The sequence below is a fragment of the Streptomyces sp. NPDC058579 genome (genome assembly GCF_042718575.1).
Classification (GTDB): domain Bacteria; phylum Actinomycetota; class Actinomycetes; order Streptomycetales; family Streptomycetaceae; genus Streptomyces.
This window is the reverse complement of the sequence record NZ_JBHXPI010000010.1, coordinates 189,550-196,993: the sequence shown is the minus strand read 5'-3', so window position 1 is coordinate 196,993 and position 7,444 is coordinate 189,550. Positions and strand designations below refer to the sequence as shown.

The window sequence follows — 7,444 nt, the reverse complement described above, 5'->3', positions numbered from 1 at the left end:
CAGTTGGTTACACGACCTGGTTACACGACCTGGTTACACGACCTGGTTACACGACCTGGTTACACGACCTACGAGTGCGAGGTCGCCCCGGACCGGTTCGTCGGCCGCCACACCCACGGGTGGGCGTCCGCGCCCAGGCCGACGGCGACCGGGCCGCCCGGGAGCAGCCGCAGGGCCGAGCTCTGCACGGCCACCGCTCCCTGGTTACGGGTCCAGAGCCGGCCGCCCCGGCGTAGTTGGATCCGCCCGCGCAGGTCCCGGCCGAGGAGAACCGTTCCGGCTCCGTCGGCCGCCGCGGCCACGGGGCCGTACCCGTCGAAGGACGCGTTCCCGCGACGCTGCGACAGCAGCTCCTTGGCGGCGGGCTTGCGGTAGTACACGTCGAGCCCGGTACGGCCCCGGCCCGGTACGGCGGCGACCGGGTCGCCCGAGAGGGGGAGCGGGGCGGCCGGGACGGAGTCGATCCAGTGCTGGACGGACTTCCGGCCCGCGGCGAGGACGTGGACGCGTCCGTCGGCGTCGACCACGGCGTCCAGACCGTCCTGGATCTCCTCGGCTCCGGGCAGCACGCGCCACGGGGACCAGGTGCCGTCGGTGGACCGTACGCGCGTCGACACGCCCTTCTCCGCGTTACGTATGAAGAGGTGGACCCGTCCGTCGGGGCCGGTCACCGCGACCGGTACGCCTATGCGGCGGCCCCGGTCGTCCTTGCGCTCCGGGTTGCCCAGACCGCGCCAGGCGAGGAACGGGCCGTCGGGGGAGCGCTGTTCGAGCAGGACGACCTCCCGCTTGTTCGGCCCGCCGCGCCCCGTGAGCGAGGCGAACCGCACCCCGAAGAGCAGGACCCGGCCGTCGGGCAGCGTCGCCGAGCCGAGCGCGGGCGCGAGCGGACCGCCGCCCAGGTCCGTCGGCTCGCCCCACAGGCCGGTGCCGCGCTCCGTCTCCCGCCAGCGGACGGCGCGAAGCCCGAGCACCCCGTAGGCGTCGAGCCGCCCGTCGGGCCGGACGACGACGGCCGGGCCCGCGCCGGGCCAGCGGTAGTGGGTGGCCCGTACCCAGCCCTTGCCCTGCCTGAGGGGACTGCCGCCGCCGATGCCGTAGTCACCGCAGCCGGAGGGGTTGCCGCACTGCCACTCGGGATTGCCGCCGTAGTTGAAGAGGTGGCCGGCCTTCTCCTTGAGGACCTGTGGGGGGAGGTTCTTGGGCCAGTGCCGGTTGTAGTACCCGCGGAAGGCCGTCGCCACGAACGCGGGTATCTGCCCCGGCCCCTTCTGGGCCTCGGCGACCCAGCGTATGAGCGCGGCCCAGGAGAATTCGGCGACGGCGGTGTGCACGCCGTGGTCGGAGTAGCCGGGCTGCTCGGCGTCGCGCTTGCGGGCGGCCGCGGTGCTGATCTGGATGTCCGGGTCGGGGTCGAGGGTGTGGACGACGGTCGGCCGGTAGCGGTCGAGGAGGCCGACGAGGACATCGATCAGCTGGTCGTGGTCGTACGTGTCGGGGCGGTCGACGGGGGAGTCCGCGGAGAGGTGCGTACGCAGTTCGAGCGCGCGGTCCTTCCAGAGGTTGACCAGGGCCATGTAGCGCCGGGGGGCGTGCTCGGGCAGGTTGAGGAAGATCAGCTCGACCCGGCGGCCGCCGTTCATGAGCGTGTTGATCTCGGCGCGGCGCCCGCCGCGGAGCGTGGTGACGCCCTTCTCCCAGGGGGTGAACTTGTCGAGCCCGAGGAGCGTCGCGTACGCCTGGCGCAGACCCTGGTGGCGCGAGGACGAGTAGGCGGCCCGGTCGGGCTTGGCCGGCGGCATGCCCTTGATCCGGTTCACACCGGTGTGCTCGCCGGCCGTGACGTAGACGGAGACCAGCGGGACACCGGCGTCGAGCATGCGCTGGGTGTCCGGGTTCATGAAGTACAGGTCGTCGTCCGGGTGCGCGGCGAACTGCATGACCTGCTCGCGGCGGGTACTGACGATCGGTACCCCGGGCGCGGGGTCGGCGACGGGCTGCGCGCGGCGGGGCGCCTCGGGCACGGAACACCCGGAGAGAACCGTCGAACCGAAGGCGGTGGCACCGAGGGCGGCGCCTGCCGCGAGAATCCCGCGGCGACGGAGGAGACCCTTCTTGAGCAGCCCGAAACCGTCCACTGTTGCTTTCCCCCCGTACCACGCGCACGTGCCCTGGAATCCGCGGGAGGCCTGCTCCAGGCCCGCTGCCGCGACTGGCTAGACGGGTTTTCGAACAGGGAGGTTGCCCGGAAATTCGCTCATGTGACCGGGGGGTGAGGGAGGGGTGGGGGTGGGGGAGGTGGGGTGAACGGCCAGGTCACAGGAAGATCAACAGTCCCTGCCCCGCGCGCATCGAGTGACGGGTGCCGTGACACTCTCCGCTGCGAAGGCGTGATCAGGGGTGGGGGAGCAGCGTGAGCGAGAAGGATCCGTCGGTCTCCGACGAGGAGTGGGCGGCGTTCGTCGAGGCGGCGAAGAGGGACGGGGTCGGGGTCGGTACGGGTGGGGCTTCTCGTTCGGCGCCCGCACGGGAGCCCGAGGGCTGGCGCACCGGCCCGGCCTGGCAGGAGACGAACGGACGCGGCGGCGGCGGGCGGAAGCGCAAGGTGAAGGGGGCCGTGGGCTTCGCAGCGGCCGCAGCCGTCCTGCTCGTCGCCTTCCGCCCGCAGCTAGTCACCGACCACCTGCCCGAGGGGCTCGGGGGCCCGGGGGAGACCACTCCGCTTGCGGCCGAGAGCGCCCGCCCCACGGCGGCGCCGTCCGAGGAGGCGTTCGCGGAAGGCCCGACGCTGAGCGAGCCGTTCCGGGGCTCGCCGGCGCTGCGGTGGACGGACGGGGCCGCCGGGATCGAGACGCCGCAGGCCACGGCCGTCGGCTGGATGTCGAAGAACGAGGTCGCGGCCGCGCTGAAGACGACGAAGGACTTCCTCGTCGCCGCCAACCTCGACCCGGCCGTCGTCAACGGAGGCAGGCCGACGGCGGCGTTGGCGCTGCTCGACCCGCACCAGCCCGATGTCCGCTCCGGCATGGAGAAGGGCCTGACCAGAGCCACGGAGAAGAACGACCCCACCCATCTGTTCAGCCGGTTCAGCCCGGCGGAGGCGAAGCTCGTGGGGTCCGTGGTCAAGACCCGGGGGCGGATGACGCTGGAGAACGGCAAGGGCGCGTACGCGAACTACGTCCTGATCCACACGGACTACACCTTCGTCTACCCGGTGGTGAAGGTGCGGCCGGGCGCCGACGAGGTCGCGCGGACGGTCGCGCGCCGCCAGATCACCTTCGCGCTGCCCGACCCGGACGTGTACCGGGCGACCAAGGGCAAGCTGTCGGTGAGCCGGATGAACTCGAGCGTCGGCAACGACGAGTGCGACCGGCCGAAGGACGGGTTCTTCCACCCGATGTTCACCGAGGACCACACGGCGTCACCGGGCACGGACCCGTCGGGCCCGGCCACGGACCCGTACGACCGCAGCAAGGACCTGACGGACCTCCCGAAGGAGTGCGGAAGGCTCACGCGAAGCTGAGTTGGGGGGCCGTGGCCACCTCTCCGCTCCCGAGCGCGACGGTCACCCGAACCCGCATAGGACCGTCCTCCCTCCGCGACAGCAGCACGACGTCCTTGACCCGGGCGGTCGCGCTGCCGAGGAGGGCCTCGGCGGTGGTGGCGAGGGTGTGCGGGTCGCGGCTGCGGCCGAGGGAGAGGTGCGGGGTGAAGCCCCTGGCCTGGTCCCCGCACAGCGGGAACCGCGCCTCCAGGCCCTCCCGCAGCCGGGCCCACGGCGCGTCGCCGTCCGCGCACGGGTCGAGCCATACGGTGGCGTCCTCACGGTGCCCGAACCAGTGCACGCCCTCCAGCCGGGCCCGGAACGGCGGCACCTCCCGCACCGCCGCCGCGACGAGCGGGACAGCCCGCTCGAAGTCGGCCTCCGGTACGAAGCCGAAGAGCACGTTCACGTGCGGCGGCCAGCGGTGGACCTGGCGGTCGTGCGCGCGGCGGACGTGCTGGATGGCGGGCCACAGCGGGCGGGGCGGAATCCACGCGACGGCGGTCCGCCCGCTCGGCGGCACGACGAGCACCTCCCCGGGCGGCAAGGGCCCCTCGACCCGGTCCGGCAACACGGCATCGAGCCGGTCGACCCCGGTGCCCCGATCCCAGACGACAAGCCCGTCGACCTCGAACAACACGACCCGATGCCAGGGCACATGCCCACCGGGCACGAAGTCGGCGAGCGCGACGCGCTTAGGCTCGTCCGTCCCCCGCTCATGGATCCCCATCACGAACCGCTCGGGATCGAACCGGTCGTCCCACAGAACCCGGTGATAGATCTCGTCGCTGGTACGCACGCGAGGCGACTGCCCGCGAGGACGGGACTCACTCGCCGGGCTCATGGGGCGGAGGCCCTGGCGGGCTGCGGGTCTCGGTGCGGGTCGGGTTCCGGGGCGTTCGTGGGCGGCGGGTCTCTGGGCGGGTCGTGTTCCGGGGCCTCGGGGGCTTCGGGTCTCTGAGGCGGTCGTGGTCGGGGGGTCTGGCGGGTTTCTGGTTCGGCCGCCCTCGTTCTGAGTGTGGCGACCTCCGGTGGTGCGTCAAGGGCGCTCCTTCGTCGCGTCGGCTTCGCCGATTGCGCTTCGCTCCACCCTTGACCCACCACCTCCGGTCGCCTGCTTTTACTCGGGGGGCGGCCGGGGGGCGTGGCCACCGGGGAGGCCGGGGATCGCTGCGGTGGCGGGGCGGGGTGGCGGCCGGTGGGTGGGGGGTCCGGGTATCGCTCCGGTCGTGGGGGCGGCCTGCGGGCCGGTGGGTGGGGGCTCGGGGATTGGCCGGGCGGGGCGGGTCCCTTGTGCCCGGTGGGGTGGGGGCCGGGGATCGCTGCGGTGCGGGGGCGGCCTGCGGCCCGGTGGGTGAGCGCTCGGGGATGGGCCGGGTGGGGCGAGTTCCTTGCTCCCGGTGGATGAGGGGCCGGGTATCGCTTCGGTCGCGGGGCGGCTGCCGTCCGGTGGGTGGGGGCTCGGTTCGCGGCGGGGGCGGGTGAGTTGGTGCTGGTCGGCTCGGGGGTGCGCGGTGGTGGCGTGGGGCGGTGACGGCAGGGGCTCAGCGTCTGGCGGTTGCCGTTCGGTCGGGCTTCATGCCCCGCCGGTCACTCCCGGTGGGTCCTAGGTACCTGGCGGCGGCAGCCGGGCGGGCGGTGGGGCGGCCTGCGCCCGCCCGGCGCGCCCTAAGTGCAGCGAACTCCGAGTATCCGCACCCGAGCCATGGCTAAAGCGGTGCATACCGGGCGTCGGTAGCGACTTCGGGGGGAAACGTGCACCCGATGAAGGCGCGCTCCCTTCCTCTACTCCTGGCTCGCTGGCCTATGTCCTGGCGGCTGGCGGCTTTCCGGCCGATCGGGCAGGGGCTACGCCGCATCCACTCGGACTGACCAGCCGGGCCTGAAGCCCGGCCGCCCGCCCGGCGTCAGTCGCTGAGCCGGTGCCGTCACCGCCCCATTCCACTGCCGCGCACCCACCACCGACCCGCACCGACGCCCCACCCCCGCTGCGAACCGAGCCCCCACCCACCGGGTGGCAGCTACTCCCGCTACCGGAGCGATGCCCGGCCCCCCACCCACCGGGCCGCAGGCGGCACCCGCCACGGCAGCGATCCCCGGCCTCCCCCGTGGCCACGCCCCCGGGCCGCCCTCCGAGAGTGTTTTCGCGCCTGGAGGCGCCGGGTCAAGGGTGGCCGTAGGCCATCGCGGAGCGACGCGACCGCAGGGAGCGCCCTTGACGCGGCGGTGGAAGGTGCGACTCTCGGAGAGAGGGCGGCCCCACCAGAAGCTCACCGGGGCCAGGGCCTCGAACTGCTCAGGCGGCCCGTGCTTCGAAGGTCGGTCGGCACTCGCGGCAGTGGCCTGGTTCCGGGGCTCTGTAGGCGCGGTCGCAGGTGTCGCAGTTCTGGAGGGGCTCGGGGGCCTGGGCCGCTGCCGGTAGCGGGGGTGGGAGCAGGGCGGTGAGGCGGTGGGCCAGGAGGCCGGCGGGATGGGCCAGGTTGTCGGGGAGGTTCGCGGCGAGCGTGCGGACGATGGCCTTGGGGTGGGCGCCGCGTTCCAGCCAGGTGGCTACGGCGGGAGCCAGGCGGTGGATGTCCCGTTCGGCGAGTAGAAGCCGGGGCTCATGGAGGCGCAGGCCGGCGAGGACGTCAGCGGCGGGTCGGTGCGCTTGAGCGAGCGGCGCGGGCGGAGTGGGTGGCGGAGCCGGGGTTACGGGGCGGGGTACGGGTTCCGAGCGATGCTCTGGCCGGGCCGGAGACTCCGGCGGCGGAGGAGGCTCGGTACCCGGAGAAGGCCTGGTGCCCGGAGAAGGCCCGGTGCGCGGGGGAGGCTCGGTAGCCGGGGGCGGCACGGTGTCCCGGGGTGTCGTCCGCTCGGGCGCCGCTTCAGCCCCTGGTCGGTTGTACGAGATCGTGCGGGGCGCCAGGCGGCCGTTGGGCAGGCGTTCGTTGAAGCGCTCCAGGTAGCCGTGGTCCTCCAGCTCATGCATGGCGCCGGCGATCCGTAGCTCGCTCTCGGGGAACCAGGCGGCCAGGGCCTTGATCCCGACCGAGGATCCGGCGGGCAGCGACTGGAGGTGGACGGCCAGCCCGATGGCGAGCAGCGAGAGCTTGCGGTGCTGGGCGAGGTGGTTGCCGACGACCGTGTAGCGGGTCGTGTGCCGGACGTTGACGTGAATGAGCCCGGAGGCGCGCGGGGGCGCGCTAGGCTGCGAGTAAGCCATCGGGAAGCTACTACTTCCGTGTTGGTCAGGCCCTCGATCGGGATCGCTAGTCCCGGCCGGGGGCCGACGTCTGTCTGGGGTTGTGTGGCGAGAGCATATGCCAGGCAACCGGCCCCAAATCCAGCCCAGTTGGCGCAGATCACCCGTGCGAGTGACGGCGGGCCGCAGCGAGCGGCCCCTCGGGCCTCGGGGGAGGCTGGAGGGGTTGGGAGGGGTATTTCTGCTCTTGTTTCTTTATCCCTTATAAGCGTCGTGCGTCACCGCCTCGCGGCCGCCCGCGACGCGGTCCCGATCTCCGCCCAGACCGTCTTCCGCGGAACCGGCCCCGAGGTGACGCCCCACCGATCCGCCAGCGCCTGGACGAGCACCAGTCCGTGCCCCGATCCCGCGTACGGAAGGCGGTCACCCCGGGTGTCCGTCACCTCGATACGGAGGGCGGCCTCCGTGGCGCGGAGCGCCAGGCGGAAGTCTCTGCCGGGGACGCGGCCGTGGGTCACGGCGTTCGCGGCCAGCTCGGCTACGACGTGCGCCGTTGCCTCCGAGGCCGCCTCAAGGCCCCAGGTGCGCAGCTGCTCGACGGCCAGGAGCCGGGCGAGGCGGGCGCCACGAGGCGTCGCGGAGAGCTGGATGTCGAACTGGCGTACAGGCGCCAAGAGTTGGGTTCGTTCCGGATTCATGTCACTCAGCGTGGCCGG

General features: G+C 73.1%; 5 protein-coding genes. 1 reads left to right on the top strand and 4 read right to left on the bottom strand.

Translation table 11 applies throughout. From position 1 onward, the window contains the following. Positions 1–68 precede the first annotated feature (68 nt). Positions 69–2,138, bottom strand: a complete 2,070-nt coding sequence (locus ACFWRO_RS16085) for a PIG-L family deacetylase (protein ID WP_384510106.1) — start codon at positions 2,136–2,138, stop codon at positions 69–71. A gap of 275 nt (positions 2,139–2,413) precedes the next feature. Here ACFWRO_RS16085 and ACFWRO_RS16080 point away from each other — a divergent pair, with 275 nt between their 5' ends. Then, positions 2,414–3,523 carry a hypothetical protein gene (locus tag ACFWRO_RS16080; protein WP_384510103.1) on the top strand — a complete coding sequence of 370 codons (1,110 nt, stop codon included), beginning with the start codon at positions 2,414–2,416 and terminating at the stop codon, positions 3,521–3,523. Here ACFWRO_RS16080 and ACFWRO_RS16075 read toward each other — a convergent pair. From ACFWRO_RS16075 to ACFWRO_RS16065, 3 genes are all read right to left on the bottom strand, one after another. Continuing rightward, positions 3,510–4,343: an RNA repair domain-containing protein gene (locus tag ACFWRO_RS16075; protein WP_384510100.1), complete on the bottom strand. Its 834-nt coding sequence runs from the start codon at positions 4,341–4,343 to the stop codon at positions 3,510–3,512. The genes ACFWRO_RS16080 and ACFWRO_RS16075 overlap by 14 nt on opposite strands. Positions 4,344–5,840: 1,497 nt before the next feature. After that, the gene (locus ACFWRO_RS16070) at positions 5,841–6,749 is read right to left on the bottom strand and encodes a helix-turn-helix domain-containing protein (RefSeq protein WP_384510097.1); all 909 of its coding nucleotides are present in this window, start codon (positions 6,747–6,749) and stop codon (positions 5,841–5,843) included. Positions 6,750–7,006: 257 nt separating this feature from the next. Then, positions 7,007–7,426, bottom strand: coding sequence for an ATP-binding protein (locus ACFWRO_RS16065; protein ID WP_384510094.1), 420 nt, complete (start codon positions 7,424–7,426; stop codon positions 7,007–7,009). Positions 7,427–7,444: the final 18 nt, after the last annotated feature.

Coding starts and splice junctions, on each gene's coding strand:
- ACFWRO_RS16070 (WP_384510097.1), bottom strand. CDS start 6,749: ATGGCTTACTCGCAGCCTAGCGCGCCCCCGCGCGCCTCCGGGCTCATT.
- ACFWRO_RS16065 (WP_384510094.1), bottom strand. CDS start 7,426: ATGAATCCGGAACGAACCCAACTCTTGGCGCCTGTACGCCAGTTCGAC.